Source organism: Marinicellulosiphila megalodicopiae (assembly GCF_045862395.1).
Taxonomy (GTDB): Bacteria; Pseudomonadota; Gammaproteobacteria; order Pseudomonadales; family Natronospirillaceae; genus Marinicellulosiphila; species Marinicellulosiphila megalodicopiae.
In genome coordinates, this window is the sequence record NZ_AP023087.1 from 3,480,764 (window position 1) to 3,505,723 (window position 24,960).

At 34.1% G+C, this 24,960-nt stretch carries 20 protein-coding genes; 7 read left to right on the forward strand and 13 right to left on the reverse strand.

Features of this window, described 5'->3' with window-relative positions:
* Nucleotides 1-279 precede the first annotated feature (279 nt).
* From ilvC to TYM08_RS14865, 3 genes are all read right to left on the reverse strand, one after another.
* Nucleotides 280-1,755 (reverse strand): ketol-acid reductoisomerase, encoded by a 1,476-nt coding sequence (gene ilvC, locus TYM08_RS14855; protein ID WP_422379932.1) that lies wholly within the window; start codon nt 1,753-1,755, stop codon nt 280-282.
* 148 nt (nt 1,756-1,903) lie between these two features.
* On the reverse strand, nt 1,904-3,745 hold the full coding sequence (locus TYM08_RS14860; RefSeq protein WP_422379933.1) for a response regulator: 1,842 nt from the start codon (nt 3,743-3,745) through the stop codon (nt 1,904-1,906).
* 42 nt (nt 3,746-3,787) lie between these two features.
* Nucleotides 3,788-6,226: an aminotransferase class I/II-fold pyridoxal phosphate-dependent enzyme gene (locus tag TYM08_RS14865; RefSeq protein ID WP_422379934.1), complete on the reverse strand. Its 2,439-nt coding sequence runs from the start codon at nt 6,224-6,226 to the stop codon at nt 3,788-3,790.
* A 145-nt stretch (nt 6,227-6,371) separates the two neighbouring features.
* On the opposite strand from TYM08_RS14865, the gene TYM08_RS14870 reads away from it, so the two are divergent.
* From TYM08_RS14870 to ilvY, 3 genes are all read left to right on the forward strand, one after another.
* A complete protein-coding gene (locus TYM08_RS14870; RefSeq protein ID WP_422379935.1) occupies nt 6,372-7,328 on the forward strand; it encodes an IS5 family transposase in 957 nt (318 codons plus the stop codon).
* A gap of 293 nt (nt 7,329-7,621) precedes the next feature.
* Entirely contained in the window at nt 7,622-8,671 is a 1,050-nt protein-coding gene (locus tag TYM08_RS14875; RefSeq protein ID WP_422379936.1) for a BamA/TamA family outer membrane protein, read from the forward strand.
* Nucleotides 8,672-8,679: 8 nt separating this feature from the next.
* Complete coding sequence (ilvY, locus tag TYM08_RS14880) at nt 8,680-9,558, forward strand: HTH-type transcriptional activator IlvY (RefSeq protein WP_422379937.1); 879 nt, start codon at nt 8,680-8,682, stop codon at nt 9,556-9,558.
* A 9-nt stretch (nt 9,559-9,567) separates the two neighbouring features.
* Here ilvY and TYM08_RS14885 read toward each other — a convergent pair whose 3' ends face one another.
* Genes TYM08_RS14885 through ccoS form a run of 3 tightly spaced genes read right to left on the reverse strand, consistent with a single transcriptional unit; the run spans nt 9,568 to nt 11,715 of the window.
* Entirely contained in the window at nt 9,568-10,812 is a 1,245-nt protein-coding gene (locus TYM08_RS14885) for a GGDEF domain-containing response regulator (RefSeq protein ID WP_422379938.1), read from the reverse strand.
* A 38-nt stretch (nt 10,813-10,850) separates the two neighbouring features.
* Complete coding sequence (locus TYM08_RS14890; RefSeq protein ID WP_422379939.1) at nt 10,851-11,507, reverse strand: sulfite exporter TauE/SafE family protein; 657 nt, start codon at nt 11,505-11,507, stop codon at nt 10,851-10,853.
* Nucleotides 11,497-11,715 (reverse strand): cbb3-type cytochrome oxidase assembly protein CcoS, encoded by a 219-nt coding sequence (gene ccoS / locus TYM08_RS14895; RefSeq protein ID WP_422379940.1) that lies wholly within the window; start codon nt 11,713-11,715, stop codon nt 11,497-11,499. The genes TYM08_RS14890 and ccoS overlap by 11 nt, the downstream gene beginning before the upstream one ends.
* A 242-nt stretch (nt 11,716-11,957) precedes the next feature.
* On the opposite strand from ccoS, the gene TYM08_RS14900 reads away from it, so the two are divergent.
* Nucleotides 11,958-12,461 (forward strand): hypothetical protein, encoded by a 504-nt coding sequence (locus TYM08_RS14900; protein ID WP_422379941.1) that lies wholly within the window; start codon nt 11,958-11,960, stop codon nt 12,459-12,461.
* 42 nt (nt 12,462-12,503) lie between these two features.
* Here the strand turns inward: TYM08_RS14900 and TYM08_RS14905 are convergent, their stop codons facing one another.
* Nucleotides 12,504-14,318, reverse strand: coding sequence for a hypothetical protein (locus TYM08_RS14905; protein ID WP_422379942.1), 1,815 nt, complete (start codon nt 14,316-14,318; stop codon nt 12,504-12,506).
* 275 nt (nt 14,319-14,593) lie between these two features.
* Complete coding sequence (locus tag TYM08_RS14910) at nt 14,594-16,003, reverse strand: adenylate/guanylate cyclase domain-containing protein (RefSeq protein ID WP_422379943.1); 1,410 nt, start codon at nt 16,001-16,003, stop codon at nt 14,594-14,596.
* Between the two features lie 84 nt (nt 16,004-16,087).
* On the opposite strand from TYM08_RS14910, the gene TYM08_RS14915 reads away from it, so the two are divergent.
* From TYM08_RS14915 to TYM08_RS14925, 3 genes are all read left to right on the forward strand, one after another.
* Nucleotides 16,088-16,651, forward strand: coding sequence for a nitroreductase family protein (locus TYM08_RS14915; RefSeq protein ID WP_422379944.1), 564 nt, complete (start codon nt 16,088-16,090; stop codon nt 16,649-16,651).
* Nucleotide 16,652: 1 nt separating this feature from the next.
* A complete protein-coding gene (locus TYM08_RS14920; protein WP_422379945.1) occupies nt 16,653-17,351 on the forward strand; it encodes a hypothetical protein in 699 nt (232 codons plus the stop codon).
* 351 nt (nt 17,352-17,702) lie between these two features.
* Complete coding sequence (locus TYM08_RS14925) at nt 17,703-19,166, forward strand: formylglycine-generating enzyme family protein (protein ID WP_422379946.1); 1,464 nt, start codon at nt 17,703-17,705, stop codon at nt 19,164-19,166.
* Nucleotides 19,167-19,623: 457 nt separating this feature from the next.
* On the opposite strand, the gene TYM08_RS14930 is transcribed toward TYM08_RS14925, so the two are convergent.
* From TYM08_RS14930 to TYM08_RS14950, 5 genes are read right to left on the reverse strand one after another with little or no spacing between them, the layout of a single operon-like run.
* Nucleotides 19,624-19,884 (reverse strand): DUF3467 domain-containing protein, encoded by a 261-nt coding sequence (locus TYM08_RS14930; protein ID WP_422379947.1) that lies wholly within the window; start codon nt 19,882-19,884, stop codon nt 19,624-19,626.
* Nucleotides 19,885-19,918: 34 nt separating this feature from the next.
* Nucleotides 19,919-20,329, reverse strand: coding sequence for a DUF4150 domain-containing protein (locus TYM08_RS14935; protein ID WP_422379948.1), 411 nt, complete (start codon nt 20,327-20,329; stop codon nt 19,919-19,921).
* Nucleotides 20,330-20,338: 9 nt separating this feature from the next.
* Nucleotides 20,339-20,992: a DUF3540 domain-containing protein gene (locus tag TYM08_RS14940; protein ID WP_422379949.1), complete on the reverse strand. Its 654-nt coding sequence runs from the start codon at nt 20,990-20,992 to the stop codon at nt 20,339-20,341.
* 37 nt (nt 20,993-21,029) lie between these two features.
* Nucleotides 21,030-22,091 (reverse strand): pentapeptide repeat-containing protein, encoded by a 1,062-nt coding sequence (locus tag TYM08_RS14945; RefSeq protein ID WP_422379950.1) that lies wholly within the window; start codon nt 22,089-22,091, stop codon nt 21,030-21,032.
* Nucleotides 22,088-24,907: a DUF2169 domain-containing protein gene (locus TYM08_RS14950; RefSeq protein WP_422379951.1), complete on the reverse strand. Its 2,820-nt coding sequence runs from the start codon at nt 24,905-24,907 to the stop codon at nt 22,088-22,090. The genes TYM08_RS14945 and TYM08_RS14950 overlap by 4 nt, the downstream gene beginning before the upstream one ends.
* Nucleotides 24,908-24,960: the final 53 nt, after the last annotated feature.

Consider the following 24,960-nt stretch of genomic DNA (forward strand, 5'->3'; position numbering starts at 1 on the left):
CGCAAAAAAAAGCCCACAAAAAATGCTGGCTCAATAATGATTCAGATTGCGTTTAAATTTGTGCAGTTCGATGGGGGAAAAGGGAGCCTATACCTAAAACATATCAGTAAGTGACCTTTTCCCAACGACGTAATGCGCGAATTTAAGCGTGAGGCACAAAAAAGCCCACATGGAAGTGGGCTTAGCGACTTCAATCTCAAGGAAGGTTTCCTTCCGCCAGAGATTTAATCAAGCGTTTAATTCTTTCATGGATGAAAGAATTAAACTTAAAAAGCAGTCTTATTCTACGATTGCTTTCATGTCAGTCATGTACCCACGTAATTCTTGACCAACCCATTCTACTGGGTGGTTACGTAAATCATGGTTGATTTCTACTAACAATTTGTTATCAACAGAGTTTGAACCTGCTGGTAAACCTTTACCGATATAAGCAGAATCTAAGTTGTTAACCCAATCTTTTAACATTGGAACAGCAGCGTGTGCGAATAAGTAACAACCGTATTCAGCAGTATCTGAGATCACTACGTTCATTTCGTATAATTTCTTACGAGCGATTGTGTTAGCGATTAATGGAGTTTCATGTAAAGACTCGTAGTATGCAGACTCTTCAACAATACCCACTTCAACCATTGCTTCAAACGCCATTTCAACGCCAGCTTTAACCATTGCTACGAACATGATGTTGTTATCGAAGTATTCTTGCTCATCGATAGCAGCATCAGTTGCTGTTGATTTTTCAAATGCTGTTTCAGCAGTTTCTGAACGCCATTTTAATAGGTTTGCATCATCATTTGCCCAATCTTCCATCATTGTGCGAGAGAATTCGCCAGTGATGATGTCATCCATGTGCTTGCGGAATAAAGGACGCATAGTCTCAGTTAATTCTTCAGCTAATTTGAACGCTTCGATTTTAGCTGGGTTAGATAAACGATCCATCATGCCAGAAACACCGCCGTACTTAAGTGCTTCAGTGATCGTTTCCCAACCGTACTGGATCAATTTAGATGCGTAACCAGCTTCTAAACCATCAGCGATCATTTTTTCGTAACCTAAGATTGCGCCAGTTTGCAACATACCACAAAGGATAGTTTGCTCGCCCATAAGGTCAGACTTAACTTCAGCGATGAAAGAAGATTCTAAACAACCCGCGCGATCGCCACCTGTTGCAGATGCGTATGCTTTCGCCCAATCCCAACCGTGGTTTTGTGGATCGTTTTCAGGGTGAACTGCGATAAGAGTTGGAACACCAAATCCACGTTTGTATTCTTCACGTACTTCAGAACCAGGACACTTAGGAGCAACCATGATTACTGTTAAATCTTTACGTACTTGCATACCTTCTTCAACGATGTTGAAACCGTGAGAGTAAGCTAATGTCGCGCCTTCTTTCATTAAAGGCATGATCGCGTTAACCACTGAAGTGTGCTGCTTGTCAGGTGTTAAGTTACATACTAAATCAGCTTGTGGGATCAAATCTTCGTAAGTACCCACAACAAAACCGTTTTCAGATGCGTTTAAGAAAGACTGACGTTTTTCTGCAATTGCTGCACCGCGTAATGCGTAAGAGATATCTAAACCAGAATCGCGCATGTTTAAGCCTTGGTTTAAACCTTGAGCGCCACAACCTACGATGACTACTTTTTTGCCTTTAAGGGCATTACAACCGTCAGCGAATTCGCTACGGTCCATGAAACGACAACGACCTAATTGGTCAAGCTTCTCAGCCATTGATAATGTGTTGAAATAATTAGCCATGATATGGATTCCTGTTAATCAATCTTTAGAAAATACCGAATTTTCGGATTGGCGCTATCATAAGCCAGAAACTGTATTGCGCATAATGAATTGATTGCAATCTATATTGCATAATATGCAACACATTCAACATTTGAATAAACTGAATTTACAAGATTTGAAATTGACGCAAAGCCTGTACTAATCGTTCCTTTCGAAGGGGTTTGGACAACGTATCATTCATTCCAATGTCCTTATAATGTTCAATATTAGAAGTTGATGCGCTAGCAGTAAGGGCTATTATCGGCAATTGCATGCAATCAAACTGCTTTCGGATTAACGTTGTTGCTTCTATTCCATCCATAACAGGCATATTGATGTCCATTAATATTAAATCGTATTGGTTATTTTTACTTGCCTCAACAGCCTCTAATCCATTTACCACGCAATTTACATGATGCCCTTCAGTAGTCAGAAACTTTCGTGCGATTAATTGATTAACATCATTATCTTCGACCAAAAGTATATTTAATTTTTTCCATACTTTATGAGTTTCAGGTGTGTTACTGACAGTCACCTCATTATTTCTAATGTGCTCAATAGGCAACGTGATAACAATTAATGTGCCTTTATTCACTTCACTATCAATTTGAATATGCCCATCCATTAGTTCAAGTAAATTATGCACAATAGATAAACCTAGTCCCACTCCATCTTTATCAGGGTTTACCTGTTTAAACGGCTCAAATATTATTTTTTGATCTTCTTCACTGATTCCTACACCACTGTCTTTAATATTAAATACAAGCTGTCCATGGGTATAAGCAATATTAAAATAAACTAATCCTTGAGTGGTATATTTAAACGCGTTGGACAACAAGTTATTTAAAACTTGATTAATTCTGGCAAAATCACCAATAAAAACAAAATCATTTATATAATCATTAACTATATACGTTTCAAACTCTAAATTTTGACTTTTAGCTCGTAAATTAAAAATTGATTCTATAGGTTTGAGTAATTGTTGAAGTGTAAATTCAGTTTGATTTAATTTCACTTCACCGGCTTCAATTTGGCCTAAATCAAGCAAATCATTCAATAATACTAATAATGTTTCACTAGATGCATCAATGGTTTTGCAATATTCCGATTGTACGTCATTCAAACCACTTTCAAGCAAAATTTGATTCATGCCCAAAATGCCATTTAACGGAGTACGCAACTCATGGGAAACTTTTGCAACAAATCGAGACTTAGCTTTGGAAGCATTTAATGCCTCTACATTGCTGATTGCTAATCTTCGCTGTGTTTCTACTAACTTTCGGTTATCTTCAATGAGTTTTTCATTTTTTAAATACAATTCATTATGGGCATTTTGTAATTCGGTTGTGGTTTGAGTCATGATAAAGGGCGCCATAATAAATCGTCTTATACGACTGAATAGTCCTCCAACATTAGGAACCTGGCAACGATAAGTCGCATGCGTATCATCTATAGTCATTTCTATATTTAATGCCTTCACACCATAAATCAAAGGAATGGCTTCCATTAAGCCTAAACTAGACCAATAGAATGCATCGCAATTTTTATAACCTTTCTCTAATGTAAAATTTACTGTGAAATTATTATTAGAATCAAAACTGCAACTGATATCCACGCAACTAAAAAGATACGTCACCATTTTATTGCTTTTATCGCCATGTAACCAATAAAACATTTCAGGTAATGTATACAAACCGCGAGCAACGGCAAAAAAAGGTTTCATAAATGGTGCGTTTATTGAATTTTTACCAATTTGACGAATATCTTGATAATCATAATTTAATCGGTTACATAAATTATCTAAAAGAAGAACAAAGCAGTCCCAACTGATTCGGTTATTTTTATTTTTTAAATAATCCAAATCATGTTCGCAATCCGTTAAAAATAAACTAACATCAAGTTTTTTAGTTTCGATCTCTCGTAAATAATTATTTAAAACTTTACAAGACACCTCACTGAATGTATTCATTTAAATGTTCCAACTGTATTTCAAAACAGTAAATCAAGCCCACTAATGTTTGTCAGATGACATTTCGTTCATTGCTTCAAAAGAAAAATGTTGAAACTGCTGAACATATAAAAAGTTATTGAAAGCCTTAGCGCCTATACGCTTTTTCTCTAAAGACGCACCAAAGCCTAAATGAATTTGGTTGCTATTTAATTCCCTAGCTCGATCGACAATTGCCACAAGCATTTGCCGATAAACAGCTCGCTCTATAAAAGCATAGTCTATTGCAGCAACAACGCCATAATAGTCAGCCCCCTGTTTTAAACAAAGAACCATTGCCTGTGGCTTTGTGCTCAATTTAGCCTCTGAGTCTATGTACACTTCTAGAATCTCACTATTTTCTAATTGAATTAAATGGTCAAATAGCGCTTTAGGCAATGCATAAGTATTGATTTCTCTGGCTTTTCTTTGCACATTTAAATACAACTGATAAAAGTGCTCCAATTGCTGGGAATCATAATTTTCACAAACATTCACTGTGTTTTTTTGATAATGAGGCAGCACATAAGCACGTTGAAAGTAACGATATTTCGGCTTTAATTGCATTTGCCAAGCATCAATATCGCTACTGATCATACCAGCATCTAATTTATGATTATCTAAACCTTGAGTTTTAATAAACCCCTGCTCCATAAATACGGATTCAACTTGCTCATTAATTTCAATAAAATCTCTCAGTATTAATCCAGATACTTCCTTTGAATGGCTTTTCATCCATTCTATTAGTTGTAAAACCGCATGTTTAAACTCTGCATGATTTGTATCAACAAACAAATGTGAGCCTTCTGTAATTAATGTTCCCATCATTAATACATATGAACTAAATGCCTGAGAAGTTTGCTGCCTAACGGCCTCTACTTTTTCACTGAGCATTTTCTCTAAAAGCATATCATCTTTCATAAAACATCGAGTAAACATAGTAGCTAATATAAGTTGATTATTTTGATCAAATATACTCACATAATAAAACTGCCAAGTATTATCTTTCTCTAATTGTTTTTGATTGGGATAATTTTGTGAAAATGTTTTTTCCAAGGCATCTAAATAGTTAACGTGCAAAAAACTATCATCACCAAAACATTTAGACCAAGCGACTTGATCTACTTTATGAATACTATCTTGTATTTCTATTTTTAACTTTTTAGTTTTTACCTCTTGCTGATAACGTTTTTTAAAGGAAGTAGATTGATCTGTATTAAGATTAAAAGCATCAATCACTTGGTTAACATTCGCTCCTTTTGAATATAATGATTCACTGTAAGCATTTGCTAAATCCAAACATAAATCTCTTACATCCTGTTCATGTAAATGTGTATTTAAAGTAAACCGCACCCCCGTATTTGCAATGGGTACAGCTGGGTATAATCCAATATTGACGTATTTCCCTTTTTGCATCATTTTATTGACTAGCTCAAACCCGCTATCTAAAAGTGATGTAGCTATATAAAAAATAGGAGTGCTTGGATTAGATATATCTGGTAATGAAAGTTGTTTAAATTGATCGGAACAAATTTTAGTAAGAATTGCTAATTTTTTTTGTCTTTTTCCAACTTCACCATTTAAATGTAATTTCGCACTATTTATAGCAGCGCCTAACATGGGAGGTTGAATTGGGCCTGAAAAAATCAACGTGCCGCCGCAGGTTCTAACTTTTCTTTTTTGTTCTTCATTTGCAAAAAACAAAACCCCGCCACTTGCTGCAAATGCTTTATTTAATGATGCTGCAACCACAATTCTTTCATTAAGGGCTAATTGACTTAAAACGTACCCTTTACCAAATTCTCCCGTCCAACTAAATCCATGAGCGTCATCTATATATAAATTTAATTGCGAATACTTTTGTTGCAGTAAAACCAATTCTGTTAAAGGTGCGAAGTCTCCATACATACTGTAAACACCGTCTAAGCAATACCAAATTTTTTCTTTATGATGGCGAAATTGATTCAGTTTCTGTTCTAACTCTTCTAAGTTACTATGCTCAATCATAGTAGTTTGGATGCCTGTTGCGCGTAATTGCCTGACAGCTGATTGAACCGAAGCATGCACTTGATGATCTAAAATAACCAAATCATTTTGACTAACTAAGGTCGGTAATGAACTAAAATGCCCTAGCGTGGTTGAAGGCGTAACTAAACTTGGGTAGCCACTTAATTTTTGCAAAAGTTGTTCAAGTTCGTCATATAAAGGACAAGATACGTAGGCTCTTGAACTTGAAAACTGGCTGCCAAATTGTTTGGCAGCCTGTACAATTCCATCAATAATGAATTCATTTTTTTCTAATGCTAAATAAGAGCAAGAACCAAAATTTACTAATGGCTTAGAATCAATGGTGATTATTCGACCATTTAAGAATTCGTCATCGGGTGATAAATGAAAAATGCCTGCTTTTTTTGCTCGAGTAAAAATATCATCAACAGTATCAATAAACGTTTGTTTAGACATAAGCATCCAGAAATTATTTTGTGACTATAATTTTAGTTCAAAAATATTTTTTTGCATATTATTGTTAAGTTTTGTTAAGGAAACTCTGTTTAAATAATGCTAAAATATGAGTGTCCATTAATTTTAAATGAAACCTATATATCACATGAAACAACTCAGCTTTACAGACGCAGAATCCCATTTAAAACGAAAACAAACTCGAAAAGAAAAATTCCTTAATCAAATGGAAGGACTTGTTCCTTGGGGCGTTTTTCTGCCTATCATCGAGCCATTTTATCCAAAAATGCATAAAAAAGGTCGTCAGCCTTACCCGCTTGAAACGATGCTTCGTGTTCATTTAATGCAAAACTGGTATACGATGAGTGATCCATCAATGGAGGATGCACTTTATGAAATTGCATCCATGCGACAATTTGCTCGATTAGAATTAACACATAAAATTCCTGATGAAACGACCATCTTAAAATTTAGGCATTTGCTTGAGAAGCATAAATTACAAGAAAAAATGCAACAAGCCATGAACCAAATTATGGTTGATCAAGGTGTATTATTAAAAGAAGGGACACTGATGGACGCCACAATTATTCACGCATCACCTTCAACCAAAAACAAATCGAAAGCACGCGATCCAGAAATGCATTCCTGCAAAAAAGCGAATCAATATTATTTTGGAATGAAAGCGCACGTGGGTGTCGACATGTACACAGGCGTGGCGCACAGCATGACATTTACATCGGCTAATCATCATGATGTGACCGAAGCGCATAATTTATTGCACGGTGAAGAAAAATTAATCGGTGGTGATAGCGGATATTTAGGTGCGGATCAGCGTGAAGAAAATAAAGATGTTTCAGCCCAATGGCTGATCGCAGAGCGACCAAGTTCATTAGTAAAAAAACACGGGACGGGCACAATTTACAATGACAAAAAAGCCACGGAAAAAATAAAGGCGCAATTAAGAGCGAAGGTGGAGCATATTTTTAGAATCGTAAAGTGTCAGTTTGGATTTCGAAAAGTGAAATACAAAGGGCTAGCAAAAAATGCGGCACAGCTGACGATGTTATTTACGTTAGCCAATATTTATATGATGAGGAATTTATAAATGAACTAGGCGAGTTACGCCTAGAATTTGGCAAACCAGCCAAATTCTAGGAAGTATGCGAGTTTTTTCGCAATTTCAGGGTGTTTTTTAGAAAAAAAATTGTAAGATTTTTTTTATTGAGTCTTTAGGATTCTAAATCAGAGATTCCTTAACTAAAACTCGTTATATGTTTCACATTTAGTTAAATTCCATTTCAACATTGCATCTTCTGCAACATTAAATCAAAATATAGTAAATTTTGTAGCTCAGAAGTATACAATCCACCATTTCCTTAAGAACTAAGACTTTTAACTATGATTAAACTATTTCATTATCTAATGTTAATAATTGCCTCTACATTTATTAGTTCGGCAATCGCAGCATCTGAACAATCCAAGACGACCACTCAATCTTTAGAGACAAAAGCGTCAAATCAGTCATATGTTCCCATTATTGCTTATGAAGGCACTTATGGATGGATTTTAGGTGTGGCATATTTTCGTTACCCTAATAAATTAGCTGACAACCCAAGCGACCAAGAATTTGATGTTTTATTATATGCTGCTGACGGCCCTGTCATTTCTTTAGAAACTCGCTGGAAAAAATACACAATAGCAGAAAATTTGGACTTAGAAATTTTCGGTGATGTGTCTAATTTCTATGTTAAAGATTATCCAAATGCTCAATTAGAAGGAATTTTAATTGATCGGCAAACAAGTAAAATCAACCCAAAATTCACACAAAATATTAAAGACACTCATAATATAGTTTATGAGTTCACATTAGACTACAAAGATTACGCAGAGGATGCTCCTGCTCAATACAAAAATGGGATGTCAGTGAATACCGGTGTTGGTTATTTAATTGATGAGCGAGATAATGGCACAAACTCAAAAAAAGGTTACATGCTTGAATCCTCCTTTAACTTAAAACCGCATTTTTTATCCACAACAAAAGGCGGAACTTTTTCAACCAAACTTGAATTGGATGCGCGGTACTATCACAGTATTACTGACAAACAAACGTTTGTTACACGCGGTTTATTTCAATACACCACAGGTAATTTATTAGATGCTCGTTTTGGGGGATCTAAAATTATGCGTGGATTTGATTCCAATCGATTCATTGGTAAACAAGCGTTAACTTTACAAAATGAATATCGTGCACAATTTAATAAGCACCTAGGCGCAGTTGGTTTTTTATCATTAGGTCAAATTGATACTCAAAATGATATTCAAATAAACTACGGGATTGGACTTCGTGTTGGTTTACCACCAGATCAAACACAGCAAATCCGTGTAGACTTTGGATTTGACACGCAAGGTAATAGCACATTTATGTTGCAATTTAACCAAGCGATCTAGAGAACATTATGGATATTAAAACGTTAAAACTCTATTTGAATTTGTGTCAAACTTTACACTTTGGCCGCTCCAGTGAAATAATGCATGTCAGCCCTTCAACGTTAAGCAGAAGCATTTCTAGATTAGAATTAGAGCTTAACGTTAAACTGTTTGAACGTGACAACCGCAGCGTGAAAATTACTTCTGCTGGCGAACAAACCAAAATTGTGATTTTGGAAATGGTAGAACAATGGACCACACTACAACACAAACTAGACAATCAATATTCTAACTTAAAGGGGCAATTAAATATTTACTGTTCGGTGACAGCCTCTTATAGCATTATGCTGGATTTGTTAACTCGCTTTAGAACGTTATATCCTAATATTGAAGTAAATTTACAAACAGGCGATGCCGCATTAGCTTTGGATAAATTAAATGAATCTCAAGCAGATATCGCCGTTGCACCCAAACCAGATAAATTTGATTCTAATTTATCCTTTACGCATATCACCACGACGCCACTTGTTTTTATTCGCCCAACGATGGAATCACAAGTTAGAAAACTTTCTTTACAACAACAAATTGACTGGCAAGAATTACCTTTAATTATGTCTCAAAAAGGGTTGGCAAAAGAACGATTACAAAAATGGTATGAGCATAAAACTATTAAACCGAAAGTTTATGCAAAGGTGGCCGGACATGAAGCAATTGTGAGTATGGTTGGACTTGGCCTAGGGGTGGGAGTCGTGCCTGCTATTGTACTTGAACATTCTCCAATGAAAGAAAAAATTGAAATTTTTAATGCGGAACCAAAATTAAAAGATTACGAAGTGGGATTATGCTGTTTAAAGCGAAAACAATCTGACCCGCTGATTCAGGCGTTTTTAAGCACTTGTGATCCTTAGTTCAAAAATTTAAGATCCACCTCTTACTTGATTTCGACCTTCTTCTATTGCAATATGCATTCGGCTAATCGCAATTTCTAATTGCCCTTCAAACCCTTGTGCGCTATCACTGCTGACTCCCGCGCTAAATTGTACAAACACTTCATGCCCTTCCATTTCAAAAACCACTTCATTCATTTGCTCTAAAAACGTTTCCATTAATGTCATGGCCTGATTGTGATTAATTCCTGCTAATAACAAACCAAAAGTATCATCTGAGATGCGCGTGCAAACAAATTTCTTAAATCGAACCGCCAAACCCTGTGCAAAACTTTTTACAATATGATGATAATTTTCTTCACCAAATCGATCTTCAATATCCAATAAATGGTCAAGCTTTAAATACACCATAGATAAATGAGATTGCTGTTTGTTAGCATGACTAACTAATGATTTTCCTTGCTCAATAAAATAATTTTCATTATATAAATGGGTTAAATGATCATGATAGGCCATTTCTTTTAGTTGTTTCCACATATACATGGATTCTGTATTAGCTAAAATACGGCAATTAAATTCTTCAGGGATAAATGGTTTACCTAAAAAATCATTTGCACCTTGCTTAATAAATTTTGCCGAAATATTTTTTTCTTCAGCACCAGATAAACCAATAATCATTAAATCATTTTTTTCATATTTATTTCGTATTTGTTTAACTAACTCAAATCCATCGACATTTGGCATGTAATAGTCAGTTATCATTAAATTAATATCCGAATTCTTCGCAAGAATATCCAATGCTTGTTGCCCATCTTCAGCTTCAAAAACATTAAATAATAACCGGGATAATAATTTTTGCATATGATGTCTAGCTGGCTTTGAATCGTCAACAACCATCACATTAATGCTTTGATTAAGCTGTAATTGGTTAATTAATTTCAATGCAAACTGATAAGAATATTTTCCATCCTTAACCACATAATCCACCACCCCCATATCAAATAACGCTTTGCGTCGTTCTTCATCTACAGAACCTGTTAAAACGACTACAGGGAGGTGCTTTTCTAAACAATACTGAACGACTTCTCCATTTGGCGCATCAGGTAAATTCAAGTCCACGATGGCTGCAAAATAATCGTCTTTGTTTTCTAATAAAACTTTTGTTTCAGAAAAACTCTGAGCAAAAATATAGGGCAATTGCAGCACTTGCTTTGCTAAGTGACGTATTATTTTAATAATGATTGGGCTGTCTTCAATTATGAGTATTTTTTTCATATTTTTTGAATAAATTTAACTATTTATCCAAGTGTAGACTACCTAAAAAGAATGAACAGGCTATATCCTGCAAAGCATAAAAGTATTATTCCGTTAAACTTCATTAGATATTGATTACTTAACCACGTTCGTAAAACATCTGAGAACATCACACTCATCCATAGAGTTATACAGGTGCCAAAACTAAAACCTGCCATTAATAACAGACTTGCTTTCAAATCCGCTAAATTCACACTATAAGGAATCACAGAATATAGTAAACCACAGGGAATACATCCCCAGACAATACCTGCAAGATACTGCTTAAAACCTTGATTGGCACGTAATAGCATTTGTGCCATTGAAGAAATTCTGCGCCAAAATGGCAACGCTAATTTTTCTAAAGTTTGAGTAAATATTTTTACATTTAAAAAATGCAATCCGAGCATAATTAAAAACAATGCAGCAATGGTGCGAGAAATCACAACAAACTTAGACGTTAAAGGAAAAAATGCAGCGCTCACTAAAAGCGTCAAAATAAAATAAGTAGTCACTCTACCAAATTGATAACGCCACAATTTTCCCCAGTTAATCCCCTGCTTAGTTTGAACATTAAGACCTTGAATTAATCCTCCGCACATACCAATACAATGTCCGGCCGCTGCAAAGGCTAATAAAAATCCGGTAATTATATGAGGCCAATAATTATTGAGCATCCGTTTGCTCTGTTTTAGTTGGTTTGTCTTTTTTGATCCGCACTTCAGGTGGCATCATTTTTTCATCTTCTTCATTATCAAACAAAATTCGATGAGCTTGTGAATCCAAGTCATCATACTGGCCGCTTTTAACAGTCCAATAAAACAGCCCAACTGCTACAGTTAAAAGCCCTAACGTCACAGGAATCAATAAATACAGAATATCCAAAATAACCTCATTTAAAACATACACCAGAAAATTGGCTGCAAGCAGTTTAATGGATAATACATCGAAAAACCAATTTCACGACGGTGAGTTCAAACTAAAAAATCAATATAAATAGCGTAATTGACCTGCGAAGACTTCTCAAAACCTAACAATTTTTAAATATTTTAAAAAATACTGATTGACTACTGGTTAACACTGGTTAAGAATACAGTATATGTACAAATAACAATCAGGGTGAATCTATGATTTCTTTAAATAATGCTCGTAACTTTTCAAATTATGCCTATCAAAAAGCCACTCATGGCTTATGGTCTAAAGAAGCAGAGCAAACTGATGAATTGTCTACAGAACAAGAAAACACCGAGCAGGTTGATGAAATCACCCCAGAACAACTTGCTTTATTGTCCACTCAGGCTCATGCATGGATGGTCATTATTTCAGATAGCAAATTAAGCAAAAAGGCGCTTTTACATTATGGTATTGATATTAACAAAATTATGAATATCACCCGCAAACAGCTTACAGCACAACGCATACAACTATTAAGTAAACAAAATATTTCCTTTGTAATAATGGTGCAAAAAAATACACAGCCCACATTACCAGAACCCTTTTACACTCAATTAACTTATAGATGTGAAGAGCAAAACCTAAGATTATTATCACTGACTCAATCTACAAAACCTAAAGAGTGGGTGCCTGAGCAGTTGGTAATAGGTTTAGAGTTTGAAACTGTTGTAGCTTAATCTTTGATTCAAATAAAAAGATGGAGGGTTTCCCCTCCCCATTTAATTTAAAACTAAATGCCCTAATGAGTACTTCCCATCCCCATCAATCGGTATAATTTCAATAGATTTAACCATCGTATTATGTGGAATCTTGACACTATGATTGACCACACCACCACCATTTACTAAATGTGAAGATACAGGTATAACTTTAATTAGACGACCATTAATATACACTTGATATCTATCATTATTATCTAAAGTCATCTTTAATGTTGAATAAGGTTGAGCAGTTTTAAAGTTCACTTTCAAACTTTTATATATAATAATATGACCCTCTCTATCCCAAGCGGCCCCATTATTTACTCTATTATGATCGATTTCATCATAATCCATTTCTTGTGGGATATTAGAAACCTCCAATTGAATTTCAGGGTTCTTATATTTATTATCGTCAAACACATAGGGCTTAGAAATATTCAGCCTATAAATTGCTTTAAATCTTTCAATAGTAAATAAATCACCAGACACTGCCAAGCTAACATCGTCCAACATAGGTTGTAATTGAGTGTCCTCTATAGGCGTTCCATTAATCAAAAACTCACCATAGTTTGTAGGTATCTTTCTAGCATGATGACCTATTCGCCAATATTTTTCTTGAATTGCTGGCAATCTAGCAAGAAAAGCATCACTTAACGCACATGTATCAATTAAATATACACCAGAATTAACTAATCCTGTATAACCTAAAAACCCACAAATTGATTGATACTCAACAGGTTTTGATTCTGTTTGTAGAACAACTTCAGGCCATTTTTTAAATGGTGAGTCCAAACCGAACATCAAATAATAATATCCTCTTTCATCCGCTACACCTTTAAAAAATGACTTGTCAGAATAGGTTTCATCATTTGTTAATGGCGATATAAAAAATGTAAATACAAAAGTAACTAAGGTTGCAGACAATATGCTATTACTAATTTTAGAGCTAAACATTTTAATACAAATTAAAATATTAAAAACCGAAATAAAAATAAGAATTGAAAAAAAGCGACTTAACATAAAATCGCCTCCTGATTTAAGAATATATAAACAATACAATATAATTCCGATTGCTAACGATCGAGTTATCCCCGAACGATTTAACAAACCTACAATTACTCCTAATGCAATAAAAAACAATGTTATTGGGTCTTTTTTATAAGTTGCCTCAAAATAATTAAAACCACGTTCAATATATTCAGCAGTAGGATAAGCCGCTCCTAATTTTGCATAAAAAGTATTAGGAAGTGGCGCACCAAAATAAATTGTAGAAAAAACAAACCAACTCAAAATTATAAGGATTCCGACAGTTGCTGATTTCAAACTTATTAAAAATCTGTTTTTTATAAAAACTAAATATATCGTGAACGGTAGCAATAACACAGCAAAATCAAATCGATTCAAAAAAGCCAAAGCCAATAAAACAAATATAAACTTTAATCTAGTAGGTGAAGAAGCTTGTTCATCCTTATTAATGAGATAAATAATCAATCCAATTAAGAAAAAAGAGAGCGGGTTTTCTAAACCAGATGTCATATAGTCTGTAAATGACCGACTAAATACTAATGATAAAATGACAATAATAGACGCACTGTATTTTAATTTATTTTCAACCGAGTCACTGGCATAACGCAACAAAATAATGATCGACATCAAAGACAACAAAATCGAAACTACTATATTTGTGTAAAATAGCTCTCGTGTTGCAAATGTAATTAAAGATAAAAGTAAAACCCATGAAGGGTGTGTAAATGCTTGAACGCGTTGATCATAATTATAGGTAAACCCTTCAAAATGAACGACATTCCATATTTGTCGCATGGAAATAAACATATCATCTCCAAGCCATGCAGTATGATATGTGACCCATCCAAATAAAGATAAAACCAATAAACTAATAATGACTACGCTATATTTTAAGATTAATGTGATCAAAAGATCCATATTTCGTTTCGTGAACTGCACTAGTCTCTTCCTATAAAAAGTCGCAATGATACTGATTGCGCTTCGAAATACAAATTAACTTTTAAATATAACTATTTATTCAACACATTTTAGTAATGGTAAAACTCTCTAAGGGTTAAGGGTTAAGGGTTAAGGGTTAAGGGTTATATTTTACGTTCAATGATCGACTGTGCACTTTTTAATGCATTGAGTAATTTAACTTTTTCCTGTTTGTCTAAATTATTAGCATCAACTTGCAATGAAAATCCATTATATTCAAATTCTGAGAAACTATTGGCGGCCCCTACTTCATGTCGATAATCCACCACTTTATAAACGTTTATTGGGTTAGAAAATCCTTTAATTTGTATTGCCCCAACATCCTCACATAAAACTGTATTCTTGATTAAAGCATAGGTTTCATGAGCGATATAAATTTCCCCAGATCCTGCTAAGGACTCTAACCTGCTGGCTAAATTCACTTGCTTACCCACAATGGTGTAATCCATACGGGAATCGGTACCAAAATTACCGACCGTGCAAAATCCGGTATTAATCCCCATTCTAATTTCAAGCGGGGTTTCAATCCCTTGTGCACGCCAACGGTTTCGCAACACTTTCATGTGTTTACGCATTTCAATTGCCATCCAAACTGCGGCACTTGCATCATTAGTCACGCCATTTGATTCTGGATCACCAAAAAATATCATGACAGCATCACCAATGAATTTATCAATAGTACCGCCATATTTTTGCGCGATTTGCGCCATGTCACTTAAATAATTATTTAATAACGCGGTTAATTCTTCGGACTCTAATCGATCTGAGATATCTGTAAACCCTTTAATGTCCGAGAAGAAAATAGTCAGTTTTTTTCGCTGTGTTTCTAATTTAGCTTCTGATCCATCAAAAATATTTTGCCAAACTTGAGTGGGTAAATACTTAGCAAGTCGATTAGAAACGTCTTTATATTTATCTTTTTGGATATGCATTTCTTTGCGGGTTTGCTCTAAAGAAACACTGGTGCGCTGATTAATAAATGTTAAGATCGTGACATAAATCCCCACTCCTAACGCACACACAACATTGACAAAATCCGGTGCATGCTCAATATACGTCATATCAAAGCTACCATGAATGAGCATCACACCTAACACCAAAAAAAATAAACTCGCCAAATAATGCACAATACTACCAAGCAAAACAAAGCAGGCATTTGCCATTATAAATAACAGCAAAGTAATCATTGGAGTAGCTTGTAATAAGATTACCGTACAGCCAATAACAAAGGCATCAATCCAAACTAGCCCTACGGATACTTTATGTTTCCATTGTGCTTTAGCAAGCCATGCCACGCCATTTGCAAACAATGGGTAACTCACAGCAAACACAATAGTCCAAGCAAAATGCTTATCAAGCATATTTGTATAAACAGCAGATAATATCGTGGCGCACAGCGTCAAATAAATAAAAGCACGAGTTCTATCTTGACTCGTATGAGGCATGAACAACGAATCTTGATTAAACAGCTGAGTACTTTCTGAATGTAATAATTGAGATTTTTTTTGCCGCACAGTCAACCTTATAGTGAGATAGAGTCCTCAAATTGGAAACTAATATGATATAATACGCCCATTTTAAATTTGAGTGTTTAAATAATGTCTATTAAGCAAGCTAATTTTGCTGCAGAGCGAATTTCCAACCCATTTTTACAATCGCCTGCCCCAAGTCATACTGATATTGAATACCTGATGCAAGCAGCCATCCGCGCACCTGACCATGGTAATTTAACCCCGTTTCGCTTCATTGTTGTATCGCAACATCAGCTTGATCAATTAGGTCAAATGTTTCTAGTATCCAGTCAAGCACAGGGTGATATCCCTGAAATACAAGCAGACAAATTATTAAAAATGCCCCACCGTGCTCCTATGGTAATTATCAGTATTGCAACCTTGGTTGAGCATCCAAAAGTACCAAAAAACGAACAACTTATTACAGCAGGGCTTGCAGTTCATCAACTATGTTCAGCCGCAAAAGAAATCGGCTTTGATAGTATGTGGCGCACTGGAAACCTAGCTACTAATAAAAAACTTTGTTCATTATTAAACTTAGCTCAAAACGAAGAAATTACAGGCTTTATTTACATTGGCACCGCATATAAAACCAAACCAAACCCAACAAAACAAACCGTTTCCCACATTTTTAAACATTTTGGAGAGTAATATGATTAACAAAATCTTCCCTTTTAGTATTCTTTTAGCTTTATTGACAAGCTCTTATGCCCAAGCAGAATCCACAGCAGCACAATCAGCAAAACCCCTTACACCTGATAACATGAACCACTTATTTTATACCCCCACCACCCGTGTAAATGATAAAGATGAAATCACCATTTCATTTCATGAAGCAGCTTATGGCTTAGGTAATAAAGTCCAAGTACAATTTTCATTATTTGATAATGTGGGTCGTTCAAACTTTGGCATTAAATACCAACTTGCCGACTCATTTGTATTAGGTGCAGGACTAGGTGCCACCTTTGCCTCGCTTCCAAACGGAAATCACGGATTACACTCAAATGATAAACGCATCGCCTTATACTTAACCAAACAAGTAGCAAACACAAAAAGTACTGACGTTTATTTTACAGGACACACACAAATTGGTGACGTCGCTTCATTTGGATTAGATTTAGGAATTAATATCAAACAAGCACCTAATTTTAATATCATATTAGAGGCAGGCACATCTTATGATACTAACAGCGAAAACCTATACATGAATGCGGATGGCGGATTACGTATTTTCCCTGAAACCATTCCTAACACATATTTTGATTTTGGCTTAGATTATAGCGATTTCAACTTCACGCTGAATGGCGAAAAGAATATTAAAATTTATTTAGATGCGGGTTATCATTTTTAAGTTTTAGTGACTTGCATAAAAAAACCGCCTTTAGTTTGTTCTATTGGCGGTTTTTTTATTTCATTATTTTATTTTTTATTTTGCATTTGAGCCTGCATGTCAAATGAAAAGCTGCACCCTCGATATCTTAAATGGGTCATCCAGAGAACCAATTAAATATCAAACCAAAAAAATACTAAATCATAAAACGTCAAATGATCTAAAATCAGAACAGGCATCTTCAATGAATTCGACAACACTTCTAGAATTATGCGGCCTGTCCTATCTTTAATTAAATGATGACTTTCTATTTCAATAATTTTTTCATACTATGAAAGCTAGAAATACAACATTAATATATGGTCAATCAATATGCATACTCAAAAAAGCCTAAATATAATAAAAAATCATCATGAACCGGATATTATTGCTCCTGGACTTCTACATATTTCAAAAAATGTTATTACAATGGATAACTTAATTGCGGATATCGAAAAACATCTAGATGATAACTTTCGTTTTACAAATAAATACAACCAACAAAAAATTCATTTCCATACTCAAGAAAAAACATTAGATTACACAAACATCAAAAACCCTCACTTTTATATTATTCAATCTATTAAAGCTTTAGTAGAAAAAGAATTTTCATTTTTCTTATTCAAACCACTATTAAATGACAATATTTTTGCATTATTGATTATAGCTAACCAAGAATTTGAGACGTTCATTCAGTCTAATGGATTATGGTTTGATAAGCATTTTAGTCGATTACAAGATGATTTTGATGGATTTTCTGAATTAAATAACAATATAAAAACGGAAAATTCTTCAGAAAAATTAATACAACAATCTAGAGAAGAATATGTTCGACAAACCCAGAGAGCTGATCGAATTACAAACACTTCGTACTTTATGATGGCAGTCTTAATTGTTGCATTAAGCATCGGCACTTATATTATTTATTTGAATATTACAGGTAAATGGGAAATTAAATCCAAACAATTTACGCATTACCTTACTCAATTTTCTAATAAAGAAAAAAACCCTTACGATCAATTAAATCAATACGTAGGTAATTTAGTGCCAATACCTACAGGGTCTTTTATGATGGGTCATGAAGATAAAGATTTTTTAGACAATTCATCCCCTAAACACAACGTGACACTCAATTCCTTTTTAATGATGGAAACTGAATTGACGTTTGCACACTGGGATCTTTGTGTTAAAGACAATGTTTGTTCAGAGCCAGATGATAACAGCTGGGGAAGAGGCCAAAAGCCAGTAATCAATATCAGTTATAATCAAATAACACAGCAATATATTCCATGGTTGTATTCCAAAACGGGGTATAGATTTACGTTACCCAGCGAGTCTCAATGGGAATATGCAGCACGTGGCGGTACTCAAACAAAATATTCATTTGGCGATGACATTAATTGTAATCAAGCTCATTTTGGGTTTAATGGCAACCATAGAACATTTGATTCTAGTAATGATTGCCTAAAAGAATCAGGACAATCAAGTTCAGTAAAACAGTATCCTCCCAATGAGTATGGGTTATATGACATGCATGGAAATGTTGCTGAATTAGTAGCAGACCAATTTATGCAAAATTATGAAGGGGCGCCTACTGATGGCTCTATTTGGTACAACTTAGCGATAGGTGAAATGTATAAAGATAATATCCGCCCCGTCATGGCAGTAACACGAGGTGGCTATTTTGGAAGCTCTAAAAATACTTTACATGTCGCTAGAAGAGATCAACGAACTCCCAGCAATGGAATGAGACATACCGGTTTTCGTTTAGCACTTAATGAAGAAATAGAAGATTAATAATCCCTTCCTTGAAATATTTATTAATTCAAAAGAGTGAAGTTAAGCTAGGACGGCAACTTAACTTAATCGATCATTAGTTTAATTAAGATGGTTTAAAGCAATTTCTTTCGATTTTGTTTAACGCTTTCCGCTTCAGGTTTAACAAACACTCATAAATTAAATTAATGTGTTTAAATAAAGATAGGCAACTTTAATTCGGGCTGTTTGCGCTAGAAAATGAACATAATCAGAATCATCACCAATTTCTAAACATCACTTTAATCTTCTCACCTACTAGTGGGTTAAATACATCTCTTTTATATTTAGCAGGTAAAAATAGGTGATACATCAGAAGCGCTACATTGTGTCATTTGTCGATATATTCGCTCATGCAAATACTTTACAAGATTACGTCGCAAGCATCGAGGTACTAAATCCAGAGGGAATAAGCTAAATAAAAAAATTTAAACATAAATCACTTTAAACTTTGAGCTAATTTCTCTTGAGCTTGTGCAAGTGCATTAGCTAATGATTGCTGCAATTCATAGGCATTAGCAATTGAAATAACAATACGGTTTGACACCGTAGCATGCCCAGGCATTGAACGATGCACATTCCCAAACTCCATTACCACCTCGCCTTGGCCTACGAAAACATTGGCGATATCTCTGTATACGTATTCAAGGTCAGGAGCTATATGGGCTTGAATTTTTTGTTTTTGATCTGATTCATTCATATTAAATTATCTTATTTAATTAATTAATTATTGATTAACTCATTACCATAACTTTAACCTGACTTGGCGCCATAGAAGCTCCAAATGCACCAGGGGACATGCCATTTTGACCTGTAGGGTTTAACATTCTAGTAACTGGTAATCCACCAAACATTGTTTTAACACTACCCATTAAATGTTTTGAAGGTCCCATCATCATTCCAGACATTGGATTCATCATAACACCTGCATTATCACCATTACTCATAGGCGTGATTGTCATTAAGTTATGTGCAGGCATGGCCATAACTAAAACTTTAAACTGTGAAGGTATTGCAGTCATTGGTAATGCAATATTTGGATATGGTATTGGAGTAGGTATCGGACCAGCTGGTGATGGCACTGGCGTTAAACAGACATCAGGCATTGCGAAATTCAACCCTGCCATTTGAGTATTTACAAACATGTTATTCTCCTATCCCATGTGAATGCGTTCGCCATCGATGCGCATATCTTGTTTAGCTGTAATTACAGCTTGATCTGAATGAGATGTATAATTTTTACGTATTTTTTGTATAAGGTTACCAATATTTAAAGTCTCTACATTTTCAACCCAACGTACTAATACATCTGTTTTTTGACTAATATGCTTAGCGATAACATTCAAAGAATTCGTAGATAAAGTTGTATTTTGTGTATATGCATCTATGTCTTTTGCATTAGCTTTGAGCTTACCTGTATTAATATCTATATTAGAAGACGTCATATTTACACTACCCGAAAATACTTGAGTTTTTTCAGCTGTCATCAAATTAATATCTTTACTTGCTAACAAATCAAACTGACCTTTAGGTAATTGCATTTTCAAATCACTTGGAAATGATAAAGTCATTTCTTGACTTAAAGGCCTTTCCAAAATCGCAAGTACATAATATTCAACGCCTACTACATTGACTAATACAATATCATTTATTTGAGGATCGACAATACAACTAAATGCTTTGCTTGAATTAATGACACCTTCACCTGTATCAATAAGAATACAATTATCTGAAACACTTTTTACTTGTGCCTTTAAAGAACTGCAATGATCTTGATTGCCATGTAAAGGCGTTATTTTAGTATTCATAATTCACCATTTTCAATTATATAAATTTTCATTTTTTTTAAGCTATAAACTTTTCAGCTTTCGCTTTTTTTTCATCTGTTGCTAATGCTTCAATTTTATTAGAATCTTGCCAATTTGTTTTGTAATCACTGATTTCATGAAGATTAGCTCTATATAATTTGGCGTTATCAATTAAAGCTTCGTCCAAATTTGCATGTGAGAAATCAACATAAGTTAAATCTGCCTTTGTAAACAAAGCCCCATTACAATTTGAGCTTGTAAACTGAGCTTGTTCCATTTTTGTATTACGAAAGTCACAAAATGAAACATTAGATTCATTAAATAAAGCCTGCTTTGCCTCTGCTTTAAAAAAAATACCACCTTTTATATTAGCTTCAATAAATAAACAATTATTCACAATCGATTCAGTAAAATCTGCTCCTGTAAGTTCCGCATTAGTAAATCCACATTGAGATATATCTAATTTAGAAAACTTGGCATTAACTAATTTAGTCTCATTAAATTGGCACATTTTTAAAGTAAGGTTTGAGAAATCATAATTGCTTAAATCCGCCTTCATAAAAAAGACCATATCCAGAACTGCCCCCATGAATTTTATATCTTTTAATTCAGGTTCAAGAAAATTTGATCGAAATTGTTTAGATTGACTAAAATCAGCGTTATTCAGTTTCGCATTTAAAAAATTGCTATTTTCAGTTTCAATACCCACCATACAAACATCAGTCATATTTGGATTTATAAAACTGGTATTCTTTAAATTACTACCACTAAAATCTGCTCCTACAAAGGAAGCATCAACAAAATTAGAATAACCAAAGATTGAATTAACTAATAACGACCGATCAAAAACAGGATTAATAAAGGATGCCAAAGAAAAATCTGCCTGACTTAAATTGGCCTGCGTAAAATCACAATCAACAAAACTGCACTCTTTTAAATTACAACCTGAAAAATTTGAAGAAGTAAAATTTACTTTATTAAACATACCGCCAGACAAGTCTGATCCTTGATAGTCATTATTAGACAAATCAAGTTCAGAAATAATTGGAAGTTCAGAACCTCCTTTAATAGCATTTACTAATTGAATTTTATCCATCATGCTGGCCGCCAGTCTTTTAATATAGTCTGTTCTAAGTCTGCATCAGTAAAATCAGTTTGTCCAATTGTACAATCTAAAAAATTCACACTATACAGATTTGCTTCATTAAATTTAACACCAGATATTTTTGCTTTATAAAGAGAACCTTCCATTAAATTTATTTTAATCATATTACTATTTGTTAAATCAGTTTTATTGAATTGAGTTTGTACAGCAATAGCTTTTTCAAAATTCGAATCTTTAAGATTAGCCCCACCAAAATCTGTTTTATTTAATTTAGCTTGATTAAAATTTGCCTTATATAATTCACAATCCCGAAAATTTGACTCAGCAACTTCCGCTAAAAAAAAGGATGTATTTAACAATGAACAGCCACCAACAAATCGAACATTTTTCATTAAAGATTGATCGAAGCAAGAACCATCAGCTGTTGCTTTAACAAAATTAACCCCACTCAAATTTGAGTTTTTGAAATTACTATTTTTCATAATTGGATTTACAAAATTCGAACCACTTAGATCTGTACCAGAAAAGTCGCATCTACTAACATCCAAATCAATAAATACATTTTTCCGCATATCTGAGTTTATAAAGCTTACTTGTTCAAAAGATGTTTCTAAAAACACATCTTGTTTTTCAGCCATTTTACAATTATTAAACTGTGTATTTTTTATATTCGACTTACTTAATGTGGCTCCTGTCAAATCACAATTAATAAATTGTACATTTTCAAATTTAATTGATCCTAAATTAGCATCTTTAAAATTGACGTTTTCAAATTTAGTCTGCTTAACTATGGCATTACATAATATTGTATTGCTAAGATTTACATTACACAAATTAGTACCAGTTAAATTTGTATATTCAAGATAAGAACCCTCTAAATCAACTTCTTCTAAATTCAATTCAGACAAATCCACAAACGCATAATCACCATGGGTAAGTTCACCACCAGAATTAAGCGTATTAATAAACATACCTCGGATACTACTCTCTCTACCTTCATGTGGAGATCGCGCATTTTCAATATAATGCGCCCCTAGACGATAACTATCTTTAGCTATATTCAGCCCAGCTAGAGTTTGCTTTTCAAGTTCAGAATTTTCATTTGCTTTTTGAATTCGTATCAACTGATCTTGAGATAACCCCATAGATTGCATCATTAATAATTGTTTTTGTAATTCGGATTTTTGCTCTTTTATTTGCAACAAAATACCTTCAACGTTTACTCTAGGTAATATCGGTGGCAATTCCATTTCAATCAAAACTTTTTCAAGTTGTTGAACCTGCTCTAAAGTACCCCCATCCATCTGTTTGAGCTTAACAATTTGTGAGTTAAGCTGTTGCTTAGCTTCAGATTTTTTATCAATTTGTAACTGATCCATGTGTTCTCTTAAATCATCCATAGCTTTAAGATTAAGTTTCGTTAGATCTGGTTTATTTGGATCATTAGGCATACTTGGCAGTATTTTGTCAGATAATTCTTTTATTTTCTTAATATCAGGATCGATCTCAGCAGGACCAGATTTACTTATTTTTAATTGATTTTGTATGTCTTCAATTTTTTGTCTTTCTAGACTCCCTTCCTCCATCGTCTGTTTCAACTGTTCAAATTGTTCCGATGCTTGCTTTTCAGCCTCATTTTTCTTTGTTTCCCCATAGGTTTCAAGATTGGATTTCGCTAATAACTCTAATGGAAAATCTGAATTCTCACTCATATTTTCAAAACCACAAGTTGTTCCCAAAGGAATCAATGGTGATGTATGCATTAAATATTTAATGGATTCCTCTGGATTGAGACGTAAATCTAATTCATTTTGATAATGCTCTCTAGAGCGTAATTCATCAGATCTACTCTCATTTGCTATTAGAATTTGCTTTATATCTGTAGCATCGTCTTCATTTATTCTTATAGTACCTCGATGAATTAGAATACCCAATTCAGATTCAGGAAAGAACCAAACAGTATCAAGGTTTGTAGGAATTTCTTTAAAGACTATTTTATTATCGATCTCATGGTTTACAAAAACACGTGCGAACACATCGGGTAATTGACCAATAATTACAGATTTTTCAGGGTGCATATTTTTAATTTCAAAATTTTCACCACCTTTTAAATACTCTGCAAATTGTTGATCATTCGGGGTGTCATTGAAAAATTGATAATCAAAATCTTCAGGTAACCCTGGCATTCTGGTTTCAATATATTTTTGATCATAGGTGCCCCCATACTTCATCCGTTGTTCACACATCAAATCAATACGATTAAAGCTGGCTGGACTTGGCTTATCTGAAGGTGAACCAATTAATTGATTAGGATATTCTAAATTAGGCAAATATTGTAAACACCCTAAATTTCCATCAATATCATCAACGCCTTTTCCCAAAGGATTACTTGATATGTTTTTTCCTCCGAATGCATTCTTATAACTTACAGGCATTTCTGAAAATAATTCGGGCTCAGAGAGCGCCCATACCCCTAATCCTTTTATCCAATGACGATCACCATAAACATTCAATTTTTTAGTTAACGATCCTAATGTAACACTCACATTATGAGCGTTTGTCTTTTCTCCTTTCGGAGTAAAACAGCTACCATGAACTAAAAATTCAGCATTTTTTTTAGGCATGCCTGTATCAAATAGTTCATTTTTACCTAGTAGATTTCCAATTGTTTGCCAAATATCCTGTTCGAGTTTTGCAGAATTAGTATTTAAATCAAATCCCCACAAAACAGAAACAGTTAAGAAATGGTTATTTTTCTCACTAAAACATCGATATAACAAACTCGAATGTAGACTTTTTATAATATTCACAGTTTTCGGCTCAATGACTAGTATATTTTAAATTAATTTAGAACTTTAAAAAT